Raw genomic sequence first — 24,842 nt, 5'->3', positions numbered from 1 at the left:
CTCGAGAGCTGAACAAGGCACTCGTACGCACTATTGGAGCCTTTTTGACAAAAGGAGACAAAGCACGACAAGTGGCCTGTTTGTTAGCGCTCGATGAGCGGTTTAGTGCGTCACTTCAAGCTTGGGACGGTTCAAAACCTTACCCGCACCCAGCACAAATAGGGCTCCAGCTATTGCAGCCCCCCAATGCAACCAGGAATAAGACTCCAGCGCACCCTTCAGGGCCGTGTCGCTCACGATGGTCTCGCCGGCGACCCAGCCGATCAATGCAGCACCGAAGGTGACGATGACCGGGAAGCGCTCCATCAACTTGATCATCAATGTGCTGCCGAAAATTACCAAGGGGATACTGATGGCCAAGCCCAAGATCAGCAAGACCATGCTGCCTTGCGCTGCGGCGGCGACCGCGATTACGTTATCCAGACTCATCACGAGATCAGCAATCAAAATGGTCCGTACTGCTGCCATCAGGCCGCCTTTTGCACCGTCAGCGTGGTCTTCATCGTCGCCCTCAGTCAAAAGCTGAACGCCAATCCACAGCAGCAAAAGGCCTCCAACGATCTGCAGGAAAGAGATCTGCATCAACTTTGCAGCCACCACCGTCAATGCGATCCGCAACACGACGGCTGCGCCGGAGCCAAAAAGCACCGCTTTCTTTTGTTGTTCCGCAGGCAGAGACCTGGCTGCCAAAGCAATCACAACGGCGTTGTCCCCGGACAAAATAATGTTGATCCAAACGATCTTGATCAGACCGATCCAAAAGTCAGCGTGTTGCAGTATTTCCATGGCGCTTCCGTCAAATTCAAAAAAAATGCCCAGTCTTGCGAACTGGGCATCCTTGCCTTAACAAGTCACCCCTCGCACAGAGGGGCCATCTTACCGGCAGTTAGAGCAAAGCCTTCAACAACTTCGCCATTTCAGATGGGTTACGGGTCACTTTGAAACCACACTCTTCCATCACAGCCAACTTGGCATCCGCAGTGTCAGCACCGCCGGAAATCAAAGCGCCTGCATGGCCCATGCGCTTTCCGGGAGGAGCGGTCACGCCGGCAATGAAGCCAACCACAGGCTTCTTCATGTTCAGCTTGCACCAGCGCGCAGCTTCAGCTTCATCGGGTCCGCCGATTTCGCCGATCATGATGACCGCATCGGTATCCGGATCATCGTTGAATGCTTTCATTACATCAATGTGCTTCAAACCGTTGATCGGGTCGCCACCGATACCCACTGCAGAAGACTGGCCCAGACCGATTTCAGTCAACTGAGCAACTGCTTCGTAAGTCAGCGTACCGGAACGGGATACAACGCCAATACGGCCTTTGCGGTGAATGTGACCGGGCATGATGCCGATCTTGATTTCATCGGGAGTAATCAGACCGGGGCAGTTGGGTCCCAACAGCAGGGTCTTCTTGCCACCAGCGGCTTCCTTAGCCTTCATCTTGTTGCGCACTTCCAGCATGTCCTTGACAGGAATGCCTTCAGTAATGCAAATCGCCAGATCCAAGTCTGCCTCTACAGCTTCCCAGATAGCAGCCGCAGCGCCGGCTGGCGGCACATAGATCACGGACACTGTAGCGCCGGTTTCTGCAGCTGCGTCTTTGACGGATGCGTAGATCGGGATATTGAAGATGGACTCGCCAGCCTTCTTGGGGTTCACGCCCGCTACAAAGCAGTTTTTGCCGTTTGCGTATTCCTGGCACTTTTCAGTGTGGAACTGGCCTGTCTTGCCGGTAATGCCTTGGGTGATGACCTTGGTGTCTTTATTGATAAAGATCGACATGATGTTTCCTTAGCCTTTCACTGCTGCGACAACTTTTTGAGCCGCTTCAGCCATGCTGTCGGCGCTGATGATGGGCAGGCCAGACTCGGCCAGCATTTTCTTGCCCAGCTCTTCGTTCGTACCCTTCATGCGAACAACGAGGGGCACGGACAGGTTCACGGCCTTACAAGCGGTGATCACGCCAGTGGCAATGGTGTCGCACTTCATGATGCCGCCAAAGATGTTGACCAAGATGGCCTTGACCTTGTCGTTCTTCAACATGATCTTGAAGGCTTCGGTGACCTTCTCGGGGGTGGCACCGCCACCCACGTCCAGGAAGTTGGCAGGCTCAGCGCCGAACAACTTGATGGTGTCCATGGTCGCCATGGCCAAGCCAGCGCCGTTCACCAAGCAGCCAATGTTGCCGTCGAGGCTGATGTAAGCGAGGTCGAACTTGGAGGCTTCCACTTCGGCTGCGTCTTCTTCGTCCAAGTCGCGGTAAGCCACGATTTCAGGGTGACGGAACAAGGCGTTGGAATCGAAGTTGAACTTCGCGTCCAGGGCGATCACATTGCCCTTGCTGTCGCAGTTCAGGGGGTTGATTTCCACCAGGGACGCATCGGTGTCCATGTAGCACTTGTACAGCTTGGCGAAAATGTCCACTGCCTGATCCACGGAGGCACCAGTCAATCCGATAGCTGCAGCGACCTTTTTGCTTTGCTCAGTGGTAATGCCGGTCAGGGGATCGATCATTTCGGTGATGATCTTCTCGGGAGTGGAATGGGCCACTTCTTCGATATCCATGCCGCCTTCGCTGGACGCGATCAAGGCAACCTTTTGTGTCGCGCGGTCTGTTACCAGGGAAACGTAGAGTTCGTTTTTGATGTCGGCGCCGTCTTCGATGTACAGGCGACGGACCTTTTGACCTTCGGGGCCGGTCTGGTGAGTCTTGAGCTGCATGCCCAGGATTTCCGAAGCCAGGCGCTTGACGTCGTCAATCGATTTGGCAACTTTCACGCCGCCGCCTTTGCCGCGACCACCTGCGTGGATTTGTGCCTTGACAACCCACACTGGGCCGCCGAGTTTCTGAGCGGCTTCCACCGCTTCTTGCACTGTAAAGGCCGGAATGCCGCGGGGCACCGGCACACCGAATTGGCGCAAGATTTCCTTGCCTTGGTACTCGTGAATCTTCATGACGTCTCTCTCTGGGACAGGACTATGTTCACCGTGTGGTAACGAGGATGTAATCACCACGCGGCACTGGACACATCAACCCGCGAATGTATCATGCTGCGACGCACAATACTTGTGCGACGCTTACAGCTGGTGCATTCCGGGTCGTTCATGCCCCACGCATCCACCAGTTTGATGCGCAATATTTGCCCCTTGCTTACACCATGAAAAAAATCTTCATCGACGGCGAAGCCGGCACCACCGGACTGCAAATCAGGGAACGTCTGCAGACCATGCCGCAGATCGAATTGCTCAGTATTGACCCTGCATTGCGCAAAGATCCGCTAGCCAAACGCGCCTTGGTTGCAAAGGCAGACATGGTGATTTTGTGCCTGCACGACGATGCCGCCAAAGACACGGTCGCGATGATTGACGCGCTGGAAAGGGAAACCGGCAAGCCCGGCCCCCGCATCATTGACGCGTCTACCGCGCATCGGGTGGACCCGACCTGGGTGTACGGCTTCCCAGAGCTGGCTGCGACTCAGCGCGATGCGGTCGCCAAAGCGCAAAGAGTGAGCAACCCCGGCTGCTACGCCACAGGCGCCATCGCGTTGATCCGCCCCTTGGTCGATGCGGGCTTGCTACCTGCTGACTTTGCAGTGTGTCTGCCCTCGGTGAGCGGCTACTCCGGCGGCGGTCGCGCCATGATCGAAGCCTATGAGCAAGGATCTGCGCCTCCGTTTGAACTGTATGCCTTGGGACTGAAGCACAAACACATTCCTGAAATCATGAAGTACACCGGCCTGACCCGCCGGCCCTTGTTTGTGCCCTCCGTGGGCAATTTCATTCAGGGGATGCTGGTTCAACTGCCTCTGCACCTGGACACGCTGCCCGGCCAACCGAGTGCGCAAGACTTGCACCAAGCATTGACCAAGCACTACGCGGGCAGCGAATGGGTGACGGTGGAACCCGTGACAGTCGACCTCAAGCTCGACGCCGTTGCCTTGGCTGATACCAACAAACTGGAGTTGCGCGTGTTTGCCAACGATGCGAAGGCGGATGGCTTTGCGCACGCAGTGTTGGTTGCCCGCTTGGACAACCTGGGCAAAGGCGCCAGCGGCGCTGCGGTCCAGAACCTGCAGTTGATGCTGGGCCTTTAAGCCTCAGTATTCGCCTTCGTCACCTCCGCCGGAGACTACCCGGTGGATGGTGTCTCCGCCGAAGCCGCGTCCGGCCAGAAAGCGCATCTGCTTGGCGCGCTCTGTTGCATCCTGCGGCTGGGTTCCGAACTTTTTGCGCCACACCTCGCGGGCCCTTTCCAGCTCGGTCTCACGCAATGTGGCCACCGCCTCGGACACAGCCTCCGGAGCCAGCCCCTTGGCTTGCAGCTCCTGCTTGATACGCGCAGTGCCCAGTTTCCCGGCACGTCGGTACAGCACGGAACCGACCACCCGCTCTTCGTTGATGAAGTCTTTGGCGGCCAACCCATCCAATGCCTTGGCCAAGGTTCCGGGCTCCTCTTCAAAGCGCTGCAGCTTTCGCTCCAGCTCCACGCGCGAGTGCTCGCGGGTGCTGAGCAAGCGCAGCGCCCGAGCGGTAAGCGATAGCGATTGGGTTGCCACTGCAGATCCGGGAGTCAAAGATTTGCTATGAATTCAGTAGCTGCTGGCGCACATTTCATGAGCGCTAGCAGCTACTTTGACCATTACTCTGCTTTGTCAGCCTTATCGGCTTTCTTGCCCTTGGCCTTCGCTTCAGGCTCTGCCACCGGCAACAAAGGGATGCCAAGGTTGGCGCGCACTTTGTTCTCGATCTCCACAGACAACTCAGGGTTCTCACGCAGGAATTCGCGGGCGTTGTCACGGCCCTGGCCGATCTTCTCGCCTTGGTAGGCGTACCAGGCGCCGGATTTTTCCAGGATACCGGCGTTCACGCCCATGTCGATGATCTCGCCGTGGCGACTGATACCTTCACCGAACAGGATGTCGAACTCCGCAGTTTTGAACGGCGGGCTGACCTTGTTTTTGACCACCTTGACTTTGGTCTCGTTGCCGATCGAGTCCTCGCCCTTTTTGATGGTGCCGGTACGGCGGATGTCCAGACGGACAGAGGCGTAGAACTTCAGCGCGTTACCGCCGGTGGTGGTTTCAGGCGAGCCGAACATCACACCGATCTTCATGCGGATCTGATTGATGAAGATGACCATGCAATTGGTCTTCTTGATGTGGGCGGTGAGCTTGCGCAAGGCCTGGCTCATCAAACGGGCTTGCAAGCCGGGCAGGCTGTCGCCCATTTCACCCTCCAACTCAGCCTTGGGGGTCAGCGCAGCTACCGAGTCCACAATGATCAGATCTACCGCGCCGGAGCGCACCAGGCTGTCGACGATTTCCAGGGCCTGTTCGCCCGTATCGGGCTGGCTGATCAGCAGGTCTTGCAGGTTCACGCCCAGCTTCTGGGCGTACTGGATGTCCAGCGCGTGCTCGGCATCCACGAAAGCGCATTGGCCTCCTTGTTTTTGCATCTCGGCGACCACCTGCAGGGTCAGGGTGGTTTTACCAGACGACTCCGGGCCATAGATTTCCACCACACGGCCGCGGGGCAGGCCGCCTACACCCAGCGCAATGTCCAGGCCCAGAGAACCGGTGGACACGACCTGGATGTCTTCAATCACTTCCCCCTCGCCCAGACGCATGATGGTGCCCTTGCCGAATTGCTTTTCGATCTGGGCCAGAGCGACTTGCAGGGCCTTGGCCTTCTCAGCGTTGGCAGCGGGGTTCTTGACGGGTGCGTCCATGGAAATCTCCTGAAAAAATCAATTGGTGGGCTAACTTTTTGCATCTGGTTTTAACAACAGGCTGGATGCTTGAACAGTAGTTTATGAGGACGGTCAAATAGCTACAAGCTATTTTTTAGTCAGTTTGCGTTACCATTTAGACCATGCAATCTTCTCCCCATGCAGATACCTGGCGAAGCAATCATGTCGGCCACTGGCTGCGCCTGGCGCTGGAGCGGTTCGATGTGCGGGTGCTCCAGCTCATGGGCAGTCACCCGACAGTTCCACTGGGTCTGGCCAACCTGGCCGCGCGCGGGCAGGTCGGTGCAGCACACATCCACATCACGCGGCACCTCGAACTGCAAGGCACGCGCCTGACCGATCTGGCTGCACGCGCCGGCATGACCAAACAAGCCATGGCCACGCTGGTCACCCAGTGCGAAGCCTGGGGCATGGTGCAGCGGGAGAGCGATGCAACCGACGCCCGCGCCAAACGCATCTGCTTCACTGCCGCCGGATTGGCATGGGTGCAGGCTTACCAGGACGCCGTGCAGCAGGCACAGGCGGAGCTGGAACAATCGGTCGGACCCGAGGTGGCCACGGTCATCACGCTGGGACTGGAAGCCTACGCCAGCCATTGACCGGATGCTGCGTCACCGCAAAAGGGCGCCCGCACGAGGCGCCTAGAATGGCACTCAAGCGGCCGCAGCGCCGCACCCCGCACGGAGACACACATGCGCATTCTCATTGCTGAAGACGATCAAGTTCTGGCCGATGGCCTGCTGCGCGCACTGCGCAGCGCAGGTGCTGCGGTAGACCATGTGGCCAGTGGCACCGAAGCCGATGCCGCACTCATGACCAACACAGAGTTCGACCTGCTGATCCTGGACTTGGGCCTGCCCAAAATGCACGGACTGGAAGTCCTCAAAAAGCTGCGTGCACGGGGTTCCTCGCTGCCAGTGCTGATCCTGACGGCGGCGGACAGCGTGGATGAGCGTGTCAAAGGCCTGGACTACGGTGCCGACGACTACATGGCCAAACCCTTCAGCCTGCAAGAGCTCGAAGCGCGCGTGCGCGCCCTGATCCGCCGCGGCATGGGAGCCACCAGCAGCAGTATCAAACACGGCCCGCTGACCTACGACCAGGCCGGTCGTGTGGCCACCATCGACGGCAAGATGGTCGAACTCTCTGCCCGCGAACTCGGCCTCCTGGAAGTGCTGCTGCAGCGCGCTGGCCGCTTGGTCAGCAAAGACCAGCTGGTAGAGCGTCTCTGCGAATGGGGTGAAGAGGTCAGTAACAACGCCATTGAGGTCTACATCCACCGTCTGCGCAAGAAGATCGAGAAAGGCCCGATCCGCATCGCCACCGTGCGTGGACTGGGCTACTGCCTGGAGAAGATTCCCTCGTGAAGATTTTTCAGCGGGAGCAACGCAGCCTGTTCGGGGAAATCCTCGACTGGATGCTGACCCCGCTGCTGCTGCTGTGGCCGGTCAGCCTGGTGCTCACCTGGCTGGTCGCACAGGGCATTGCCGGCAAGCCATTTGACCGCGCGCTCGAATACAACGCGGGCGCCCTGGCGCAGCTCATCACCGTCAACAAGAACAAGGCCCAGTTCGTGCTGCCGCTGCCGGCGCGCGAGCTGCTGCGCACCGACGACTCGGACACCGTGTATTACCAGGTGCTGGGCACCAAGGGCGAATACCTCAGCGGCGAGAAAGACCTGCCTCTGCCTCCGGAGGACGAACGCCTGCCGCCCGGCGAGATCCGCATGCGCGAGGTGGATTTCAAGGGCACCGACCTGCGCGTGGCGTATATGTGGGTGCGTGTGGATGTGCCCGACGGCCGGCCCGCCTTGGTGCAAGTGGCCGAAACCATGGACAAGCGCTCGGTGCTGGCCACCGAAATTGTCAAAGGCGTGATGCTGCCGCAGTTCGTGATCCTTCCGCTGGCCGTGCTGCTCGTCTGGCTGGCGCTGGTGCAAGCAATCAAGCCGCTAAACAGACTGGAAGAACGCATTCGCGCCCGCAGCCCAGACGACCTGAGCCCGCTGGACGTAGAGGCCGTTCCCTTGGAAGTAGTGCCGCTGGTGTCGTCGGTGAACGACCTGCTTATGCGCCTCAAAGACTCGATTGCCACGCAGAAGCGCTTTTTGGCCGATGCGGCACACCAACTCAAGACTCCACTGGCCGGCCTTCGCATGCAAGCCGACCTGGCGCAGCGCCAGGGTGCGAGCGCAGACGATCTCAAGCAGTCCCTGCGGCAGATCGGCCGTTCCAGCATCCGCGCCACCCACACGGTGAACCAGCTGCTGGCACTCGCCCGTGCCGAGAGCAGTGGCACCGTGCTGGCCCACCAGCCCTGCGACCTGGCCAAGCTCACCATGGACGTAGTGCGAGACTGCGTACCCCGCGCACTGGAAAAGTCCATCGACCTGGGCTACGAAGGGGTGGAGGCCGGCACGCCGGGCGTCTCCATCCAGGGCAACATTACTTTGCTTAAGGAAATGGTGCGCAACCTGGTCGACAACGCCATCAACTACACGCCTTCCACCGAAGAGCGCGCAGGCGTCATCACTGCGCGTGTATTGCTCGACCCCTTCAGCGGAGCGCTGGTGCTGCAGGTGGAAGACAACGGTCCGGGCATCCCGCTGGCCGAGCGGGAGCTGGTGTTTCAGCCGTTTTACCGCGCGTTGGGCAATGAAGCTGATGGCTCCGGTCTGGGCCTTCCCATCGTGCAGGAAATCGCCCGCCAGCACCATGCAGAGATCGCGGTCGACGACAGCCGCCCCGGCCACGCTCCGCCGGGCACCACCTTCACACTGCGCTTCTCGCGCCTGATTGAAGTGGAAAGCGCTTGAGACCTAGCTGCAGGCCTTGAAGCTGTGGCCTGCCATCGAGGGTTTGATGTCTTGCAACTTGACTTTCAAGGCCTCAGACACGGCAGGCAGCTTGAGCTGATTGGCCGTGCCTGCTTCGCGCTCCTGCACCACCTTGGCAGTGCGAATGCCTTTGGGTGCGAGCTTCGCCAATTCAGCCTTCGCAGCAGCTTCTGAATCAAATGCCGCCAGCACCAGCCCCGGTTGCAGCTCAGGAGTACCGACCGCATCCGCTTTGATGCCCATTCCGTCCAGTTCTGCGCGCTTCTTGACCTGCAGGTCGGCGGAGGCATATTTGCCCATGTACACAATCCAGCGCGCCGACTCTTTCACAGACTCGATCTGCCAGCTACCACTGGGCAGGGCCGCGTCCAGCGCTTTGCGCAAGCTGGCGGCCTGTTCATCGTCAAACGGGCCGGCTTGCAGGCATTCCTTGGGGGCCAGATCGGCTTGAACCTGGGCTTCAGCCTTCTTCAGGTCGCCGGCGCTCAGCAGCTGAATCATCTCCGGCTTGATCTGCTGTTCCATGCGGTGCGGCTCGTTCGGAGCTACCGGGCCGAAGCCATACATCTTCAGGTAGTCGTGGCTCCATGCAAAGTACACGCCATTGGCCAGTAACAGCACCAGAACAATCAGTCGCAACATACGGATCAGGACAGAGAGGAAGGGGATGCGGGGCGCACACTCACCTCCGCGCTATTGATTTTGACAAGGCCGTTGTCAGTATGCACCAGCAGCACGCCACCCGCATCTACGCCTTTGGCGATGCCCTGCGTACCATCCGTGCAGACGACCGGCTGACCGTACAACAAGTCGCGTCCATGGAAAGCCTGACGCAATGGCGCAAAGCCCTGAGAGGCAAACACCTGCACGGCGTGCACCAAGGGCGCCGCCACCTTCTGCAATACCGCGGGTGCATCGAGCCCGGGCATCAACTCCTGCAAGGCGGCAGGTGGCGTACGCAAACCGTCGCCCTGGCGGGGAGTGATGTTGATGCCGATACCGATCACCGCGTAGCGCTGGTCCCCGGCACTGGCGGTCTCTATCAGGATGCCGGCCAACTTGCGGCCTTGCCACCACACATCGTTGGGCCACTTCAGTTGCAGGTCCGGGTGCAGGCTTTGCACTACCGACAAACCGACCGCCAAGGACAAGCCCGACCAGTCTTGCGGCTGCAAGGGCAGCCCCAGTGAAAAAGTCAGCGTGCCGCCATCGCCCCGGGTGTCACTCTTCCAGTCGCGGCCCAAGCGGCCGCGGCCTGCGGTCTGACGCTCGCCCACCAGCAGGACGGGGTCGGTGAGTCCGGCACGGGCACGGCGCATCAGTTCGGTGTTGGTGGAATCCACCTCCGGCAGGATCTCCACACTGAAGCCCGGGAGCACGGCAAACACCTCCTCCCAGATCGCTTCAGCGGGCCAGCGCATGCTCATCTTTTGGGGGCAAGAAGGGTGCCGCGGCAATTGGCACTGCCGCACCAGCAGGGGTACTCGGCCTTGAGTTTGGCGGTGTAGCGCTCTTCCAGAATCAGGCCGTAGTCATAGTTCAGCTCTTCACCCGCGCTGATATTGCGCAAGGCCTTGATGAACACGCGCCCCTCTTCCTCATCGGCGATGCAATTGCCGTCACAGGAATGGTTGATCCAGCGGGAGGAATTGCCGCCGTACAGGGCATCAATCACATTGCCGTTTTCCAGCGAGAAGTAAAAAGTGTGGTTCGGGTCTTTGGGATCGTGGGGGTGGCGGTCCTGGGCCTCCTGCCAGCTGATCACTTCGCCCACATACTCGATGATGGTTTCACCCTCAGCAATGTCCTGCAGTGCGAACACCCCTTTGCCATGTACCCCGGAGCGCCGGGTCTGGATGCGGCGCTGGTTCGAAGTCGATACGCCGGCGGAGGATTTCACTGGGGTTTTTGCCACGGATGGAAAATTTGGTATGGTGAATCGTATGGGCGCGCATGTGTGCGTGCCTGCGTGTGCAAGTGCGCGCCTGCGCGCACGCGAGAACCGGATTGTAGTCAGATGAAAACATTAGTTATTGCGGAAAAGCCGTCGGTCGCCCAAGACATCGTGCGTGCACTCACACCGGTGGCCGGCAAGTTTGAGAAACATGATGAGTACTTCGAGAGCGACACCTATGTCGTCTCCAGCGCCGTAGGCCACCTGGTCGAGATCCAGGCCCCTGAACAATATGACGTCAAGCGTGGCAAGTGGAGCTTTGCGCACCTGCCGGTGATCCCGCCGCACTTCGACCTCAAGCCCGTGGACAAGACCAAGACGCGCCTGAACGCCGTGGTCAAGCTGGCCAAACGCAAAGACGTGGACAAGCTGGTAAACGCCTGTGACGCGGGTCGCGAAGGAGAACTGATCTTCCGCCTGATCGAGCAGTACGCCGGTGGCGCCAAGCCGCTGGGCAAGCCGGTGAGCCGCTTGTGGCTGCAGTCCATGACGCCCCAAGCCATCCGCGATGGCTTTGACCACCTGCGCACCAATGCCCAGATGCAGCCCCTGGCCGATGCCGCGCGCTGCCGGTCGGAGGCCGACTGGCTGGTGGGCATCAACGGCACCCGCGCCATGACGGCTTTCAATAGCCGCGATGGCGGCTTCTTCCTGACCACCGTGGGCCGGGTGCAAACGCCCACCTTGTCCGTGGTGGTCGAGCGCGAAGAGCTGATCCGCAAGTTTGTGAGCCGCGACTATTGGGAAGTACACGCCACCTTTGCCGCCCAAGCCGGTGAGTACCCCGCCAAGTGGTTCAACCCTGCGCACAAGAAGGATGCGGACGACGCTGAAAAGAAGGCCGACCGCGTCTGGTCCCTGGCCGAAGCCAAGGCCATTGCAGACGCCGTGCGCGGCCAGCCAGCCACCGTGACGGAGGAAAGCAAGCCCACCACGCAAGCTTCCCCCCTGCTGTTTGACCTGACCAGCCTGCAACGTGAAGCCAACGGCAAGTTCGGCTTCTCCGCCAAGACCACTTTGCAGATTGCCCAGAGCCTCTACGAGCGCCACAAGGCCCTGACCTACCCGCGTACCGATTCCCGCGCCCTGCCGGAAGACTATGTGCCCGTGGTGAAAAAGACCTTCGAGATGCTGGCCGACAGCGACATGCGCCACCTGGCGCCCCACGCCCTGGTCGCACTGAATGGAAACTACATCAAGCCCACCAAACGCGTGTTCGACAACGCCAAGGTCTCGGATCACTTTGCCATCATCCCCACTCTGCAAGCGCCCAGCGGCCTGAGCGAGGCGGAGCAAAAACTTTACGACCTGGTCGTGCGCCGCTTCATGGCGGTGTTCTTCCCCAGCGCGGAGTACCAAGTTACCACCCGCATCACCACCGCTGCCCAGCACGCCTTCAAAACAGAAGGCAAGGTACTGGTCAAGCCGGGCTGGCTGGCCATCTACGGCAAAGAAGCCGCCGCTGAAGTGGAAGACGCCAAAGAAGGCGACAAGGGCCAGAACCTAGTGCCCGTAGCGCCCGGTGAAAAGGTCAAGGGCGACCCGGTAGACCCCAAGGGCCTCAAGACCAAACCGCCTGCACGCTACTCCGAAGCGACGCTGCTTGGCGCCATGGAAGGTGCCGGCAAAACCGTGGAAGACGACGAGCTGCGCGAAGCCATGCAAGAGAAAGGCTTGGGCACACCAGCCACCCGCTCCAGCATCATCGAAGGTCTGATCGCCGAAAAGTACATGCTGCGCGAAGGCCGCGAGCTGATTCCCACCGCCAAGTCCTTTCAGCTCATGACGCTCTTGCGCGGCTTGGATGTGCAGGAACTGACCAAGGCCGAACTCACCGGCGAATGGGAATACAAGCTCGCCCAAATGGAGCAGGGCAAACTCAGCCGCGAAAAGTTCATGGCCGAGATTGCCGCCATGACCGAGCACATGGTCCGGAAAGCCAAGGAATACGACCGCGACACCATCCCCGGTGACTACGCCACGCTCGCAGCTCCGTGCCCCAACTGTAGTGGCATCGTGAAGGAAAACTATCGCCGCTACACCTGCACCGGTGCAGACGGTCACAGCGAAGGATGCGGCTTCTCGTTCGGCAAGTCTCCCGCAGGCCGCACTTTTGAGCTGGCCGAAGTGGAGCAGTTCCTGCGCGATAAGCACATTGGCCCGCTGGACGGTTTCCGCTCCAAAGCCGGCTGGCCTTTTGTGGCCGAGATGGTCATCAAGTTTGATGAAGAAGCCAAGAACTACAAACTGGAGTTCGACTTCGGCGACGACAAGGCCGGCGAGGAAGACGGCGAGATCATCGATTTCAGCGCACAAACCGCGCTGGGCGCCTGCCCCAAGTGCGGCGGCAATGTCTTTGAGCACGGCAAGAACTATGTGTGCGAAAAATCGGTGCCCACTGATGGCCAGCCTACCCCGAGCTGCGACTTCAAGAGCGGCCAGATCATCTTGCAGCAGCCTATCGAGCGCGAGCAGATGCAAAAGCTGCTGGCCACCGGCAAGACCGATATGTTGGAGAAGTTTGTCTCCATGCGCACCCGCCGCAACTTCAAGGCGATGCTGGCCTGGGATGCGACCGAAGGCAAGGTGAACTTCGAGTTCGCCCCCTCCAAGTTCCCACCCCGCAAAACGGCCTACAAAGCAGCTGCAAAAACCACAGCCGCTACAAAAGCAGGAGCTGCTCGCGCAGGTACTGCGGGCACCGCAGCCAAAAAAGCCCCTGCAAAAAAAGCTGCTGCCGTCAAAGAGGCCAAGCCCAAAGCCCCCCGCAAGACTACCGCCGCCAGCGGCAAGCAACCCAGCGCCGAGTTGGCTGCAGTGATCGGTGCCGAGCCGATCGCGCGCCCGCAGGTCATGAAAAAGCTGTGGGACTACATCAAGGCCAACGGCCTGCAGGACGCCAAGGACAAGCGCAGCATCAACGCCGATGCCAAGCTGCTCGCGGTATTCGGCAAGCCGCAGGTCACCATGTTTGAGCTGGCCGGCATTGCCGGCAAGCACCTCAGTTAAGGGCGCCTTCAGCTTCCCGAGGCACACTGCAGACCATGCAATTCACTGAACAAGACGACGACTCCGAACACGCCCCCCACAGCGCCGCAGAGCGCGCAGCCGCGGCCTCCCGCAGCACTTGGGTGAGTGTGGTCGTGAACGTTCTTTTGGCCAGTGCCCAAGTCATCGTGGGAACGCTCACCAAATCGCAGGCGCTGATCGCGGACGGCATCCATTCGCTGTCCGACCTGGTGTCGGACTTTGTGGTGCTGTTTGCAGGGCACCATGCCAAGAAAGACGCGGACGTTGACCACCCCTACGGCCACCAACGCTTCGAGACGGCGGCTTCCCTGGCCCTGGGCGCCATTCTGCTGGCAGTAGGTGGCGGCATGATCTGGTCCGCGCTTCAGAAGCTGGAAGCCCCCGACACCATCGCCCCGGCGCACTTCACCTCCCTGTGGGTGGCGCTGGCCGCTATTGCCACCAAGGAGCTCTTGTTCCGCTACATGCTGCGCACGGCCAAAGCCGTGAAGTCCAGCCTGCTGGTCGCCAACGCGTGGCATGCGCGCTCGGACGCGGCATCATCACTCGTGGTGAGCCTGGGCATTCTGGGCAGCATGGCCGGCTACCCGCTGCTGGACCCGATTGCGGCGCTGATTGTGGGCTTCATGGTGGGCAAGATGGGCTGGAGCTTCGGCTGGGACGCGCTGCACGACCTGATGGACCGCGCGGTGGATGAAGAAGAAGTACAAGCCATACGCAGCACCCTGATGGCCACCCCCGGTGTAGCCGGTGTGCACGATGTGCGCACCCGCAAGATGGGCGACATGGTGGTAGCCGACGCCCACATTGAAGTGGACGCCAAACTCACCGTCGAAGAGGGGCACAACATTGCCGTGGCAGCACGCAACGCGGTGCTCAAGCGCCACCGGGTCCTCAACTTGATGACCCATGTAGACCCGGCCCACCGGCCAGACGCCGACCACCAGCCGGTGGTCTGAGCACGCAGCAAAAAGCGCTTTAACTTGTTTGGGCGGGCTTGGCGCCCGCAGCCCAACGCCAGGCCACCAGCGCAGCCACCACCGCCAGCTGAACCGCCATGGCCAGCCAAGGCGCCAGACCCAGCGATGCACCACCCTTGACCAGTTGCTGCAGGCCGAACAAGGGTTCAAACCAGGTCGCTAACTCCGGCGCGCTCCCTGCCACCAAGCCGGGCAGCACCACCCCCAACACAAAGAGCGTCAGCAGGGTCATGCCGGCCGGCTTGCGCGTGGTGTTGCGCAGCGCAAAGAAGTGGTAGATGCCGCAATCCCGCAAGCAGTGCAACAAGGCCAGCCACATCACGCTACCCAAGGATGCAAGGTGCTGGTCCGGGTTGATGCCCAACACGCCATAGAGCAACACAAACAGCGCCGCCATGGCCCAACTCACCGGCCACAAGGGCAGGGCTTGCAGCATGCGGCGGCGGGGGCTGTGGGCGTAGTGAAACAGCACGGCCTGCCAGACCAGGCGGTTGTTGCTCTCGGTAAACAGGGCCGCATACGTGGCCAACAGCGCCACGCCGGCCAGTGGCACCATCAGGTTGGCATCGCGGGCGTCTTCGGGCATGAAGCCGGCCAGCATCCAACCCAACGCCAACACGCCCAGCGCCCAAGCCCACGGGGTAGACCGCACCATCAGCTGCTTGCCCATGCTGCGCCACAAGGCCAGCAATCCCAGCGCCAGCATCAAGGCGGCCAGCACCAGAGACTGCACGGGCAGCGGCAGCCCCAGACTCCACCAGCCACCGGAGGCTTGAGGCTCGTCAGTCGGGCTGCGCAGCACCATGAACACCATGGGCAGCGTCTGCAAGGCCATGAACAAGCCGAACAGACGGCCTGCCGTGCTGCTGGATTTTTCAGTGCGCAGGTCCAGGGTATGCAAGCGGCTGACCATCAGCCAGGCATGCAGCGCAACAGCGCCGATAGCACCTGCCAGCATCCAGACGCAGCGGCTCAAGAAACCCGGCAGGGTCGAGGCTGCGAGCACCGCCACCACAGCACACAGCAGAGCGCCGTACCAGGCGTAGGCCGTGCTGCCGAACAGCTTGCCCCAGGCCATCTGCCAGGGGGTGAGTGCGCTCAGGCGCTGCTGGTCCCAGGTGCGTTCGGTCACTTCGTTGTTGATGCTGGACATCACCAACAGGCTGCCCCAACCCACGGTGAGGCCGGTAAACAGCACCGTGCAGGCAATGAACAGGTTGTCGCGCGGATTTTGTTCGCTCATGGCGACGGCCAGCAGAGCGATCAGCGTCAGCACGCCGGGCATCAGGGCGAGGCGGGCGGGCGAAATTTCCAACCAGAGGTTGCGCTTGAATTCCGGGTTCATCGTGCAGCTCCCGAGGAGTGGTGGGAATCGGCTTGACCGTAGCTGGCCTGCAGGCTGGTGCGTACGTCCTGAAAGGCACATACGGGCACACCCGCTGCAGTCAGCTTGGCTAGCAATGCCGCGCGTGCAGCCAGGTCGCCGGCAGGCAAGTAGACCGTCGTGGGCGTGGCGCCACTGGCATCCAGGTGCGCCACCTCATAGGCGGCCAGCGCTTGGGCCAGTTGCGGCGCGGGCGCCGCCAGCTGCACTTGCACCAGTGCCTTGATCACGCCTTCGCTGCCGGTAGCAGTCGTCGCCAGGCTGGCAAAGCGGCTGACCCGCCCGTCGCGGATGGAGAGGATGTGGGTGCAGTACTCATCCAACTCGCTCAGGATGTGGCTGGACACCACCAGCGTCATGCCATGGGACTGCAGGTTGCGGAACAAGGCCGACAGGTCGGCGCGCGCTTCCGGGTCCAGACCACTTGCGGGCTCGTCGAGCAGCAGCACCTGCGGCATGTGCACGATGGCCTGGCCGATCGCTACTCGCTGGCGCTGCCCGCGCGAGAGGTTGCTGGCCAGGCTTTGCAGCTTGTTTTCCAGATTCAGAAAGCGGGCCACTTCTTTGACGCGCTTGGGCACGCGGCTTTCAGCAATACCCTGCGACGCGGCCGCATAGTGCAGGCACTGCTCCACCGTGAGGTCCTGGTAGAGGCCGAAAAAATCCGAGAGGTAGCCCAGCTTGGTGTGCACCTCGCGCGGATGTTCCTGCACATCCACACCACCCACCGTGATGGTGCCGGCCAGCGGTATGTCCAGCCCGGCAATGCAGCGCATCAGCGTGGACTTGCCGGCGCCGTTAGGGCCCACCAGGGCGGTGACCGTGCCCTGCGGGATATCCACCGAGACTCCGTGCAGGGCGCGGTGCCCCAGGTAGTCAAAGACCAAACCACTCACGTGAATCATGGAAAGCCGTCCCTTCAGCAGTGGATAATTGCTATATTTTTAGTAGCTGCTCGCGCATTATCCACGGGCGCTAGCAGCCTATTTCATCAATGCCCGGTGTTCTGGTGGCTGCTATTGAGCAGCTTGTCGGTGTAGGCAATGGCAATGGCAGACAACAGGAAGGTAATGTGGATGGCCGTCTGGGCAATCAGCACCTTCTCGTCGTAATTGGCAGCGTTGATAAAGGTCTTGAGCAGGTGGATGGAGCTGATGCCGATGATGGCGGTGGCCAGCTTCACCTTGAGCACCGAGGCGTTCACATGGCTGAGCCACTCTGGTTGGTCGGGGTGACCGTCCAGGTCCATGCGGCTCACAAAGGTCTCGTAGCCACCCACGATCACCATGATCAGCAGGTTGGAGATCATCACCACGTCAATCAGCGCCAGGACCACCAGCATGATGATGGTCTCGTTCAGCGCAGGGACCGGCACATCCGACTTGTAGCCGATGCTGCTCACAAGCGCCTGCAGGGCGGTCTGGCTGCCGAAAGCAGCTTCCAGCAGGTGCACCAGCTCCACCCAGAAGTGAAACACGTACACGCCCTGCGCCGCGATCAGGCCCAGGTACAGGGGCAGCTGCAACCAGCGGCTGGCAAAAATGAAGTTGGGAATAGGGCGCAATTTGGGGCTCTTGGGAGTGGATTCAGGGGATGTCATGGAGTTTTCCGTTGGATGGTGCCGGGCACCGTGTGCGCCGGCATTGTAAAAAAGCGGGGCTTACCCCTACGCGGTGGTGACCAGGCACTGGCTACCTTGCCAGTGCGCGCCCGGCGCCAACTGCACCGGCACGCCCACGGAGGCAGCCTCCACACACAGGAAACGGGCATAGCCCCCGGCAGGCAGGTCAGCAATCACGGCCTGCGGCCCGGGGTTCCAGACCACAGCGTCGGTAAAGCCTTCGTGGACCAGGTCCAGCGCACTGGCAGGGCTGCGCAGGGCAAAGGGGCCGGGCACGGATTCAAACAAGTGGTCAATCGGCTCGGCCAGCGACAAGACCTCGCCCTGCGGCAAGACACCGGTCAGCGTGCTCCGGGCAACGTCGCCCACCTCCAGGTAGGTGTGCAGCGCGGCATGAAAGCTCAAGGGGCTATTGCCGGTGTTGTGCACGGCCAGCGTCATGCGCAGACCGGCCGGCACCAAGGCCACAGTCAAGGTACATGAACAGTCATGCGGCCACAGCGGCGTCTCGTGCGCGGCGTGCTGCATGCGGAAGACCAGCTGAGGCTCGGCCCCAGCCGCATCCGCCGGCAGCCACTCCCAGAGGCTGGTGCGTGCAAATCCGTGGCGCACCATGGGGCCACGTCCGGAGAACTGCGGAAAAATCACCGGCACGCCGCCCCGCACAGGCTGCGGCCCGTCCAGCGGCGAGAGCGGGCTGCGGTACAAGCGCTCCACACCCGTGGCATCCACCCACGAAATCACCTGCGCACCGCGCAAGAGCACGGTGACCGTATCGCCTGCAGGGCCCTGCAGCTGAACTGCGGGTGCCCCTTCCATCATCAAAGTTTGAACATGCATGCACCCAGTTTATCGGGTGCTTGTGACTTTCGAGAGATGGGGTGGCTGGTCGGGGTCCAGCCCGCGCGCACGGGCAACCGCCTCCACCAGCAGATAGAAACTCTGGATAGCAGTAATCGGGTCCAGATCCTCCTGCGGCGCGGTGCTCAGTGTGAGGTCCCGCTCAGATACATCGGCCGGTGCAGCCAAGAGCACCCGCGCGCCACGGCCTCGCATCTCGGCGGCCAAAGCAATCAGGCTTTGCTGTGCCGGGCCGCGCAGGGCAAAGATCAGCATGGGGTAGTTGTCGTTCACCAGCGCCATGGGGCCGTGTTTGACCTCGGCCCCGCTGAAGGCCTCGGCCTGAATGCCACAGGTTTCCTTGAACTTGAGGGCCGCCTCCTGCGCAATCGCCAGGCCCGGCCCCCGGCCTATCACCATGAGCTGACTGGCGGTGCGCAAGGGCTCCACCGCAGCGCTCCAGTCCTGCTGGCAGGCATCTTCCAGCGCTGCAGGCAGCGTCTTCAAGGCTTCCAGCAAGTCTGCATGGGCACCCCAGTGCGCGGCCAGCCGCGCACCGGCTACCAAACCGCAGATAAAGCTCTTGGTGGCCGCCACACTTTTCTCGGGGCCGGCGTGCAAGGGCATGGCCCAGTCCACCGCTTGCGCCAGGGGCGAGCTGATGTCATTCACCAGCGCCACCGTGGTCGCCCCGGCTTTCTCAAACACCTGCATGGGTTCAAACAAGTCCGGACTGCGGCCCGACTGCGAAATGGACACTGCCAGCACCCTCTGCCGCGCCATGGGCGCTTTGTAGAGGGTTAGCAACGACATGGGCAGCGAGGTCACCAGCTGACCGGTGCGCGACATCACCAGATAGGCGAAGTAGGCAGCCGCGTGGTCCGAGCTGCCACGGGCAATGGTGACGGCACCCTGGGGTGGCAAAGCCCGCAACGCCAGGCCAAGGGCGGCGTAGCGACCTTCATCGCCCGCCAGTTGTTGCGCCACCTGGCGCGCCGAGGACAGGGCCTCTTGCAACATCAATGTTGTCATTAGGAAATCTCTTTTCATGTCATTGCAAACACAGGGTCAGGGCACCGTCCATGGCGTCACCCTGCGGTGGCACCACACACGCGCCCACCAAAGCACAGAGCCGGGGCGCCAGTCGTTGGCCTACGCTGCCGGCTACTACCAAGGGCAGCGTGTGGGTAGGGTCTACGGCACGGGCCAAGGCTTCGAGCTGGTGCAGGGCCCGCTCCAGCAGCCTCGCGGCATCAGGGTCGGAAGCCTCGTGCGAAAAAATCAGGGGCGTGAGGCTGGCGTACTCCCCTTGTCCAGCGGCACCACACCAGGCCAGCAAGGCCTCGGGTGTACCACCCGTGGCTTGCAGCACCGCTAGGGTTAGCGGCCCCGACAACGCACGACCATCCAGCGCACGCTGGGTGAGGTTGACGGCCTGCAGACCCAAGTCCGCGCCACTGCCCTCATCCCCACTGGGGAAGCCCCAACCACCGCTGGTGCGGCGCTGCCCGTCCGGCAGCAAGGCCAGGCCCACCGCGCCGGTGCCTACGATGACCAGCGCACCCGGGTGTCCGCCGTGTGCACCCAGCAGCGCCGTGACCGCATCAGACTCCAGCCTCAAGCAGGCATAGCCCGGATCGGCGGCAAGACACTCGGCGTGCCATGCCGCATTGTTGGCACCGGCCAAGCCCAAGCCCAAGGCACAGTTGGCCGGCACCGGCTCGGGCCAGCCGGCTTGCAACCTGCCCCCGGTAGCTTTCAAAATGGCTTCTTCGATGTGGCGCCACGCCTGGCCAATGCCCTGGGTCAGGCCCGAGGCGCCGGCCTTGCCTTCGCCCACCACCACACCACTGCGGTGCACCACCCGCGCGCGGGTACTGGTGCCGCCACCATCAATGCCAATGGCGTAGTGAATGTGTGCCGGCAGCAGCTCAGCGTGCATGGGCCGAGCGCATGTTGCCGGGATTCAGGCGGGTGCAAGCCATGCCGTCAGCGCGGAAGAGATACAGAGCTGAAGGTGCCGCACGCACGATGACCGAGTCACCCAGACGCACTTCGGCATTGCCGTCACCACGCACGATCAGCTCTTGCCCGTCGTCCATCTTGAGGTACAGCAGGTTGGACTCGCCCAGGTGCTCCACCAGCGTGATTTCTGCGTCCAAGGCGGTGTCGTCGGCCGCTGGTGCCACGCCGGCGGGCAGCACTTCGCAGTGCTCGGGGCGCAGGCCCACTTCCACACTTTCGCCGACTTGCAGCTGGCTGCTGTCCACCGTGGCCAGCACCTTGCTGCCATTGCCCAACAACAGACGGGCGCCCCCGTCGAGCACCTCCACTACACGGGCCGGCAACAGGTTGATGGTGGGCGAGCCGATGAAGGTCGCCACAAAACGGTTGGCAGGCTGCTGGTACAGGGTGAGCGGGGTGCCGGCCTGCTGCACATGGCCTTCGCTGAGCACCACAATTTTGTCGCCCAAGGTCATGGCTTCCACCTGGTCGTGCGTCACATAGACCATGGTCGCACCCAGGTCGCGGTGCAGGCGGGCCAGCTCGATGCGTGTCTTGGCGCGCAGCGCAGCGTCCAGATTCGAGAGCGGCTCGTCAAACAAGAACAAGCGCGGCTCGCGCACAATGGCACGGCCAATAGCCACGCGCTGGCGTTGCCCACCCGAGAGCTCGCGGGGCAGTCGCTCCAGCAGGTGGTCGATGTGCAGCACCTTGGCGGCATCACGTACCCGTTTGTCGATGTCCGCCTTGTTGGCACCGTGGATCTTGAGCCCGAAAGACATGTTGCGATACACCGTCATGTGGGGGTAGAGCGCATAGCTCTGGAACACCATGGCAATACCGCGCTCGGCCGGCGGCAGGTCGTTGACCAGGTCGTCACCGATGCGCAACTCGCCGCTGCTGATGTCTTCCAGCCCGCAAAGCACGCGCAACAAGGTGGACTTGCCGCAGCCGCTGGGGCCGACCAGCACCACCAGTTCACCGTGCTCGATCTCGAGGTTGATGTTGTGCAGCACCGGCTCGTTGTTGCCGTAGCGCTTGCTGATATTTTTGAGGGAAACGCTTGCCATGGTGGGTCTGCTTTACTTGACGGCGCCCGCGGTGATGCCGCGGATCAGTTGACGGGAGAAGAGGGCGTAGAGGGTGACCACCGGCACGATGGCCAGCGAGAGAGAAGCCAGCACGGCGTTCCAGTCGGTGGCGTACTGCCCCACAAACTGCTGGATGCCCAGGGTGATGGTCTGCGTCTTGTCAGACGGCGCAAGAATGAGCGGGAACCACAGGTCGTTCCAGATCGGCACCATGGTGAATACCGCCACCGTGGCAATGGCCGGGCGGATCAGCGGCACCACCACCTGGAAGAAGATGCGGAACTCATCGATGCCGTCGCAGCGCGCCGCATCCTTGAGCTCACCGGGCACCTGCCCCATGAACTCCGACAGGATCATGATGGCCAGCGGCAAGCCCTGCGCCACGTACACCAGCACCAGTGCGGTGAGGGTGTTCACCAGGTTCAGCTCCACCATCAGCTGCAGGATGGAAACCGTACCCAGGCGGATAGGCACCATGATGCCGAAGGCAAAAAAGAACTTCAGCCAACGGTTGCCCTTGAAGCGGTACTCCGACAAGCCCCAGGCCGCCATGGCCCCGAAGAGCAGGATGAAAAACAGCGACGCAATCGTGACGATGAAGCTGTTACCGAAGTACATGAGCACGTCCGAGCGGCCTAGCACCTTGGTGTAGCCGATGAGCGAAAACGTCTCGGGTGTGGGCCAGGCCAGCGGGTCGTTGAAGATGGCGTCACGACTCTTGAACGAGTTCATGAACACCAGCAAGATGGGCAGCAGCGCCAGCAGCAGATAGCCGATGAGCGTCAGGTGCACAAACACGCGGCTGGGCGCGAAGGGCAGAGATTTGGAATTGGATGCGTTTGCCATGTGCGGCCTCACATTGCAAAGCGTTGCAGTTTGCGCTGCACCGCGAGGAAGTACACCGCCACGCCCACCAGAATCACCAGGAACATGATGGTGGCCACGGCCGCGCCCATGGTCGGGCTGGCCACTTGCGACTGGTAGCCAAAGAAGGTGCGGTAGAACAGCGTGCCCAGAATGTCGGTGCTGTAGTTGGGGCCCGCCACCGCGCCCTTGACCGTGTAGATCAGATCAAACGCATTGAAGTTGGCCACGAAGGTCAGGATGGTCACCAGCCCCAGCGTGGGCAGGATGAGCGGCAGGCGGATCTGCCAGAAAATGCGCCAGGGCGATGCGCCCTCGACGACCGCGGCCTCGATGATGTCTTCCGGAATCGCAATCAGCGCGGCGTAGATCAGCATCATGGGCACGCCGATGTATTGCCACACCGACATCAGCGACACGGTGATCAGCGCCGAGCTCTCCAGGCCCAGCCAGGGCGCGAACCAGTCACCCAACCCCACCAAGGTCAAGAGCCGCTCGGACACGCCCCACAGCGGCGACAGGATGAGCTGCCACACAAAGCCGATGATCACCACCGACAACAGCGTGGGCAGGAAAAAGATGGTGCGGTAGGTGGCTGCAAAGCGCACATTGCGCAGGGACAGCAGCGCTGCCAACAGCAAGCCCACCGGGTTTTGCACCAGCATGTGGATGGCAAAGAACTTCAGGTTGTTGGCCATCGCATTCCAGAAGCTGGCCGACCACTGCGGGTCGTTCAGGATGGTGTTGTAGTTCGCCAGACCGGTGAAGGTGCGCAGGCCGGTGTCGTCCGCGCTGTAGAGCCCCAAGCGCAGGGTGTCCAGCAGCGGCAGGGCACTGAAGGTGGCGTAGATCAGCAATGCCGGGGCGATAAACACCAGCACCCGCCAGGAAAAGCCGAGTTTCATGAGAGACCTTGTTGGTCAAAGAGACAAAGGAGAACGGGGGAGCGGCGACTGGAGGGGCGCCGCAAGGAGTGCAAGCCACCGGCTCGCACTCCTGACTCACACGCTGCGGTTTACTTGGCAGGTGCGTACCACTTGGCAAAGCCGTTCTGGATCTGCGCAGCAGCGTCCTTGGGCGCCATCTTTCCGTTCATGACCTGGGAGTTCACGTTCCAGAACTCGTTTTCCATGCTCGGGGTTCCGCGGCTCATGATCTGGGCGTTCAGGCGGATGGTGCTCTTGCACTGGTTGCGCCAGCCGATCATTTCCTTGGCCACAGGGTTCTTCACATCAATCGCGTGGTTGGAGAGCGAGAAGAAGCCGGTCACCTTGTTGGTGTACAGGTCGGCAAACTCTTTGCTCGCCAGCCAGTTCAGGAACACCTGGGCGTCTGCCTTGTTCTTGCTCTTGCTGTTCACGCCCATGGCGATGTCGGTGTGGTCCGAGATGTAGCAAGGGTCACCGGCCTTGGCCACGGGCGGCTTGAAGGCGCCGAATTCCACTTTGCTGTTGCCTTCAAAGTAAGAGATGTCCCATGAGCCCGCGGGGTAGATGGCCGCGCGGCCGCTGCCGAACAGGTTTTGCGAGTCGCCATAGGTCTGGGCCTGGTAGCCCTTGGGCAGGTAGTTGGCCCATTTGCCCATCACGTCCCAGGTTTTCACAAACTCGGGGTCGGTGAACTTCTTCTTGCCGGCGATCAGTGCCTTGCGACCTTCTTCACCCTTCCAGTAGTTCGGGCCGATGCCGGTGTACACGATCTGGTGGGTTTCCCACTGGTCGGCGGTGCCCATGGCAATCGGAGCGACCTTGCCGGCGGCCTTGACCTTGTCCAGCACATTGAAGAAGTCGGCTTCGGTCACGGGCGGGTTCAGGCCCAGCTCGGCAAACACCTTCTTGTTGTAGAAGAAACCGTGGATCACAGACGCCATGGGCACGCAGTAGGTGTCCTTGCCGTCATCGGTCTGCCACGCCACCTGGGCGGACTCGGGGAAGTTCTTCAGGGCTGCATTGCCGTTGAGCTTGTCCAGATGGCCCTTCTTGTACAGGTCCAAGGACACGTCAAACGGACGGCAGGTCACCAGGTCACCTGCAGTGCCGGCGGTCAGGCGGGCGTTCAGGGCAGAGTTGTACTCAGGGGGTGCAGTGGGCGCGAACTTGACGGTAATGCCGGGGTGGGCTTTGTAGAAGGCGGGCAGCAGCACGTCTTCCCACAAACCTTTGTCGTCAACACGCCAGCTCTCAATGGTGAGCGTACCGGCACCTGCAAAGCTACTGCAAACCAGCGCTGCCGCAGCGGCGGCCATGCGAAGGGAATGGGACATGGAATCTCCTGATCATTTGTTGAATGAAACTGCCGGCTCCGTGCATCGCGGTAGCCGTTCAGTGGGGCGGAGGTTATGCTTTGACCCCTGTAATATCAAACCGCATCAGGCGGGCCCGATTACAAAGATAAGTCGTTGATTTCATTCCGTTTTTCCGCCATGTACCGCACTTGCGCATTACGCTTTATTACCTGCCGCGCGGCCTCTGCAGAGGCCGTCGGACGGGGT

General features: G+C 61.4%; 23 protein-coding genes and 1 pseudogene. 6 read left to right on the top strand and 18 right to left on the bottom strand.

What is annotated here, in order from left to right; all coding sequences use genetic code 11:
* Positions 1–102: 102 nt before the first annotated feature.
* The 3 genes from AEP_RS13795 to sucC form a co-directional block, all read right to left on the bottom strand.
* Positions 103–786 (bottom strand): TerC family protein, encoded by a 684-nt coding sequence (locus AEP_RS13795; RefSeq protein WP_087495915.1) that lies wholly within the window; start codon positions 784–786, stop codon positions 103–105.
* A gap of 100 nt (positions 787–886) precedes the next feature.
* Positions 887–1,780: a succinate--CoA ligase subunit alpha gene (gene sucD, locus AEP_RS13790; RefSeq protein ID WP_087495914.1), complete on the bottom strand. Its 894-nt coding sequence runs from the start codon at positions 1,778–1,780 to the stop codon at positions 887–889.
* A 9-nt stretch (positions 1,781–1,789) separates the two neighbouring features.
* Positions 1,790–2,953 carry an ADP-forming succinate--CoA ligase subunit beta gene (sucC, locus tag AEP_RS13785; protein ID WP_087495913.1) on the bottom strand — a complete coding sequence of 388 codons (1,164 nt, stop codon included), beginning with the start codon at positions 2,951–2,953 and terminating at the stop codon, positions 1,790–1,792.
* A 203-nt stretch (positions 2,954–3,156) separates the two neighbouring features.
* Here sucC and argC point away from each other — a divergent pair, with 203 nt between their 5' ends.
* Positions 3,157–4,092, top strand: a complete 936-nt coding sequence (gene argC / locus AEP_RS13780; RefSeq protein WP_087497342.1) for an N-acetyl-gamma-glutamyl-phosphate reductase — start codon at positions 3,157–3,159, stop codon at positions 4,090–4,092.
* Positions 4,093–4,095: 3 nt separating this feature from the next.
* Here argC and recX read toward each other — a convergent pair whose 3' ends face one another.
* Both recX and recA read right to left on the bottom strand, forming a co-directional pair.
* Positions 4,096–4,554, bottom strand: coding sequence for a recombination regulator RecX (gene recX, locus AEP_RS13775; RefSeq protein WP_087495912.1), 459 nt, complete (start codon positions 4,552–4,554; stop codon positions 4,096–4,098).
* 83 nt (positions 4,555–4,637) lie between these two features.
* Complete coding sequence (recA, locus tag AEP_RS13770; RefSeq protein ID WP_087495911.1) at positions 4,638–5,726, bottom strand: recombinase RecA; 1,089 nt, start codon at positions 5,724–5,726, stop codon at positions 4,638–4,640.
* A 143-nt stretch (positions 5,727–5,869) separates the two neighbouring features.
* Between recA and AEP_RS13765 the strand changes: the two genes are divergently transcribed.
* From AEP_RS13765 to AEP_RS13755, 3 genes are all read left to right on the top strand, one after another.
* The gene (locus AEP_RS13765) at positions 5,870–6,346 is read left to right on the top strand and encodes a MarR family winged helix-turn-helix transcriptional regulator (RefSeq protein WP_087495910.1); all 477 of its coding nucleotides are present in this window, start codon (positions 5,870–5,872) and stop codon (positions 6,344–6,346) included.
* Between the two features lie 93 nt (positions 6,347–6,439).
* The gene (locus AEP_RS13760) at positions 6,440–7,114 is read left to right on the top strand and encodes a response regulator (RefSeq protein ID WP_087495909.1); all 675 of its coding nucleotides are present in this window, start codon (positions 6,440–6,442) and stop codon (positions 7,112–7,114) included.
* The gene (locus AEP_RS13755; protein WP_087495908.1) at positions 7,111–8,562 is read left to right on the top strand and encodes a sensor histidine kinase; all 1,452 of its coding nucleotides are present in this window, start codon (positions 7,111–7,113) and stop codon (positions 8,560–8,562) included. Before AEP_RS13760 ends, AEP_RS13755 begins: the two co-directional genes overlap by 4 nt.
* A 3-nt stretch (positions 8,563–8,565) precedes the next feature.
* Here the strand turns inward: AEP_RS13755 and AEP_RS13750 are convergent, their stop codons facing one another.
* From AEP_RS13750 to AEP_RS13740, 3 genes and pseudogenes are all read right to left on the bottom strand, one after another.
* The gene (locus AEP_RS13750; RefSeq protein ID WP_087495907.1) at positions 8,566–9,225 is read right to left on the bottom strand and encodes a hypothetical protein; all 660 of its coding nucleotides are present in this window, start codon (positions 9,223–9,225) and stop codon (positions 8,566–8,568) included.
* Positions 9,226–9,230: 5 nt separating this feature from the next.
* Entirely contained in the window at positions 9,231–10,010 is a 780-nt protein-coding gene (locus AEP_RS13745) for a biotin--[acetyl-CoA-carboxylase] ligase (protein ID WP_087495906.1), read from the bottom strand.
* Positions 10,010–10,498, bottom strand: a pseudogene (locus tag AEP_RS13740) (SET domain-containing protein); the annotation flags it as partial. The pseudogene AEP_RS13740 and the gene AEP_RS13745, both read right to left, overlap by 1 nt.
* 102 nt (positions 10,499–10,600) lie before the next feature.
* Here AEP_RS13740 and AEP_RS13735 point away from each other — a divergent pair.
* Both AEP_RS13735 and AEP_RS13730 read left to right on the top strand, forming a co-directional pair.
* Complete coding sequence (locus tag AEP_RS13735) at positions 10,601–13,546, top strand: DNA topoisomerase III (RefSeq protein ID WP_087495904.1); 2,946 nt, start codon at positions 10,601–10,603, stop codon at positions 13,544–13,546.
* A 35-nt stretch (positions 13,547–13,581) separates the two neighbouring features.
* Positions 13,582–14,526, top strand: a complete 945-nt coding sequence (locus AEP_RS13730) for a cation diffusion facilitator family transporter (protein WP_087495903.1) — start codon at positions 13,582–13,584, stop codon at positions 14,524–14,526.
* Positions 14,527–14,545: 19 nt separating this feature from the next.
* On the opposite strand, the gene AEP_RS13725 is transcribed toward AEP_RS13730, so the two are convergent.
* The 10 genes from AEP_RS13725 to AEP_RS13680 all read right to left on the bottom strand — a co-directional run bounded on the left by AEP_RS13725 (position 14,546) and on the right by AEP_RS13680 (position 24,614).
* On the bottom strand, positions 14,546–15,892 hold the full coding sequence (locus tag AEP_RS13725) for a hypothetical protein (RefSeq protein WP_087495902.1): 1,347 nt from the start codon (positions 15,890–15,892) through the stop codon (positions 14,546–14,548).
* Complete coding sequence (locus AEP_RS13720) at positions 15,889–16,836, bottom strand: ABC transporter ATP-binding protein (protein WP_087495901.1); 948 nt, start codon at positions 16,834–16,836, stop codon at positions 15,889–15,891. The genes AEP_RS13725 and AEP_RS13720 overlap by 4 nt, the downstream gene beginning before the upstream one ends.
* A gap of 86 nt (positions 16,837–16,922) precedes the next feature.
* Positions 16,923–17,531, bottom strand: a complete 609-nt coding sequence (locus tag AEP_RS13715; RefSeq protein WP_087495900.1) for a TIGR00645 family protein — start codon at positions 17,529–17,531, stop codon at positions 16,923–16,925.
* 66 nt (positions 17,532–17,597) lie between these two features.
* Complete coding sequence (locus tag AEP_RS13710; protein ID WP_087495899.1) at positions 17,598–18,392, bottom strand: D-hexose-6-phosphate mutarotase; 795 nt, start codon at positions 18,390–18,392, stop codon at positions 17,598–17,600.
* A gap of 9 nt (positions 18,393–18,401) precedes the next feature.
* A complete protein-coding gene (locus AEP_RS13705; protein ID WP_198301829.1) occupies positions 18,402–19,424 on the bottom strand; it encodes an SIS domain-containing protein in 1,023 nt (340 codons plus the stop codon).
* A 19-nt stretch (positions 19,425–19,443) separates the two neighbouring features.
* Positions 19,444–20,334 (bottom strand): BadF/BadG/BcrA/BcrD ATPase family protein, encoded by an 891-nt coding sequence (locus AEP_RS13700; protein WP_087495898.1) that lies wholly within the window; start codon positions 20,332–20,334, stop codon positions 19,444–19,446.
* Positions 20,324–21,466, bottom strand: coding sequence for an ABC transporter ATP-binding protein (locus AEP_RS13695; protein WP_087495897.1), 1,143 nt, complete (start codon positions 21,464–21,466; stop codon positions 20,324–20,326). Before AEP_RS13695 ends, AEP_RS13700 begins: the two co-directional genes overlap by 11 nt.
* A 12-nt stretch (positions 21,467–21,478) precedes the next feature.
* Entirely contained in the window at positions 21,479–22,333 is an 855-nt protein-coding gene (locus AEP_RS13690; RefSeq protein ID WP_087495896.1) for a carbohydrate ABC transporter permease, read from the bottom strand.
* Between the two features lie 8 nt (positions 22,334–22,341).
* Entirely contained in the window at positions 22,342–23,256 is a 915-nt protein-coding gene (locus tag AEP_RS13685; RefSeq protein ID WP_087495895.1) for a carbohydrate ABC transporter permease, read from the bottom strand.
* Between the two features lie 110 nt (positions 23,257–23,366).
* Positions 23,367–24,614 (bottom strand): ABC transporter substrate-binding protein, encoded by a 1,248-nt coding sequence (locus tag AEP_RS13680; protein WP_087495894.1) that lies wholly within the window; start codon positions 24,612–24,614, stop codon positions 23,367–23,369.
* Positions 24,615–24,842 lie beyond the last annotated feature (228 nt).

The organism is Curvibacter sp. AEP1-3 (assembly GCF_002163715.1).
Lineage (GTDB): Bacteria > Pseudomonadota > Gammaproteobacteria > Burkholderiales > Burkholderiaceae_C > Allorhodoferax.
The sequence above is the reverse complement of the archived record's forward strand: the minus strand, read 5'-3'. Positions and strand labels throughout refer to the sequence as shown.

Bases quoted from the DNA above. Each gene is read 5' to 3' on its own strand.
- sucD (WP_087495914.1), bottom strand. From the start codon at position 1,780: ATGTCGATCTTTATCAATAAAGACACCAAGGTCATCACCCAAGGCATT.
- AEP_RS13730 (WP_087495903.1), top strand. From the start codon at position 13,582: ATGCAATTCACTGAACAAGACGACGACTCCGAACACGCCCCCCACAGC.
- AEP_RS13745 (WP_087495906.1), bottom strand. From the start codon at position 10,010: ATGAGCATGCGCTGGCCCGCTGAAGCGATCTGGGAGGAGGTGTTTGCC.
- recA (WP_087495911.1), bottom strand. From the start codon at position 5,726: ATGGACGCACCCGTCAAGAACCCCGCTGCCAACGCTGAGAAGGCCAAG.
- argC (WP_087497342.1), top strand. From the start codon at position 3,157: ATGAAAAAAATCTTCATCGACGGCGAAGCCGGCACCACCGGACTGCAA.
- AEP_RS13725 (WP_087495902.1), bottom strand. From the start codon at position 15,892: ATGAACCCGGAATTCAAGCGCAACCTCTGGTTGGAAATTTCGCCCGCC.
- AEP_RS13795 (WP_087495915.1), bottom strand. From the start codon at position 786: ATGGAAATACTGCAACACGCTGACTTTTGGATCGGTCTGATCAAGATC.
- AEP_RS13680 (WP_087495894.1), bottom strand. From the start codon at position 24,614: ATGTCCCATTCCCTTCGCATGGCCGCCGCTGCGGCAGCGCTGGTTTGC.
- AEP_RS13765 (WP_087495910.1), top strand. From the start codon at position 5,870: ATGCAATCTTCTCCCCATGCAGATACCTGGCGAAGCAATCATGTCGGC.
- AEP_RS13685 (WP_087495895.1), bottom strand. From the start codon at position 23,256: ATGAAACTCGGCTTTTCCTGGCGGGTGCTGGTGTTTATCGCCCCGGCA.
- AEP_RS13715 (WP_087495900.1), bottom strand. From the start codon at position 17,531: ATGACATCCCCTGAATCCACTCCCAAGAGCCCCAAATTGCGCCCTATT.
- AEP_RS13695 (WP_087495897.1), bottom strand. From the start codon at position 21,466: ATGGCAAGCGTTTCCCTCAAAAATATCAGCAAGCGCTACGGCAACAAC.
- AEP_RS13750 (WP_087495907.1), bottom strand. From the start codon at position 9,225: ATGTTGCGACTGATTGTTCTGGTGCTGTTACTGGCCAATGGCGTGTAC.
- AEP_RS13700 (WP_087495898.1), bottom strand. From the start codon at position 20,334: ATGCACGCTGAGCTGCTGCCGGCACACATTCACTACGCCATTGGCATT.
- sucC (WP_087495913.1), bottom strand. From the start codon at position 2,953: ATGAAGATTCACGAGTACCAAGGCAAGGAAATCTTGCGCCAATTCGGT.
- AEP_RS13760 (WP_087495909.1), top strand. From the start codon at position 6,440: ATGCGCATTCTCATTGCTGAAGACGATCAAGTTCTGGCCGATGGCCTG.
- AEP_RS13735 (WP_087495904.1), top strand. From the start codon at position 10,601: ATGAAAACATTAGTTATTGCGGAAAAGCCGTCGGTCGCCCAAGACATC.
- AEP_RS13705 (WP_198301829.1), bottom strand. From the start codon at position 19,424: ATGACAACATTGATGTTGCAAGAGGCCCTGTCCTCGGCGCGCCAGGTG.
- AEP_RS13690 (WP_087495896.1), bottom strand. From the start codon at position 22,333: ATGGCAAACGCATCCAATTCCAAATCTCTGCCCTTCGCGCCCAGCCGC.
- AEP_RS13710 (WP_087495899.1), bottom strand. From the start codon at position 18,392: ATGCATGTTCAAACTTTGATGATGGAAGGGGCACCCGCAGTTCAGCTG.
- AEP_RS13720 (WP_087495901.1), bottom strand. From the start codon at position 16,836: ATGATTCACGTGAGTGGTTTGGTCTTTGACTACCTGGGGCACCGCGCC.